This is a genomic window from Pseudomonas sp. SIMBA_067, from assembly GCF_046534675.1.
In the GTDB taxonomy this organism is placed as follows: Bacteria; Pseudomonadota; Gammaproteobacteria; order Pseudomonadales; family Pseudomonadaceae; genus Aquipseudomonas; species Aquipseudomonas putida.
The window spans coordinates 1-237 of sequence record NZ_JAWRYH010001322.1 but is presented as its reverse complement, the minus strand read 5'-3'; the positions used below and the strand labels follow the sequence as shown (position 1 = coordinate 237).

The window sequence follows — 237 nt, the reverse complement described above, 5'->3', positions numbered from 1 at the left end:
CCGATGCTCACGCCCGGCTCGACCCCAGCTTCCGCAACGGCAAAGAGGTCTTTGACCGCGACCTGCTGGATATGCGCATCGTCACTGAAGAGATCGTGGTGAAAAACCACAATGCGGTAAACAAACGCCTCAGCAAGTTAAACCTCACCGATCACGGCTGCTTCCTGAACCGGGTGATACGCAGTCAGATTGAGATGCCGATCGATGACAGTATCATGCTGAACAAAGGTGATGTGC

1 pseudogene is annotated in these 237 nt (G+C 54.0%); it reads left to right on the top strand.

Annotation, left to right across the window (positions count from 1 at the left end):
* Positions 1-237, top strand: a pseudogene (locus tag SB765_RS33620) (transporter); the annotation flags it as partial.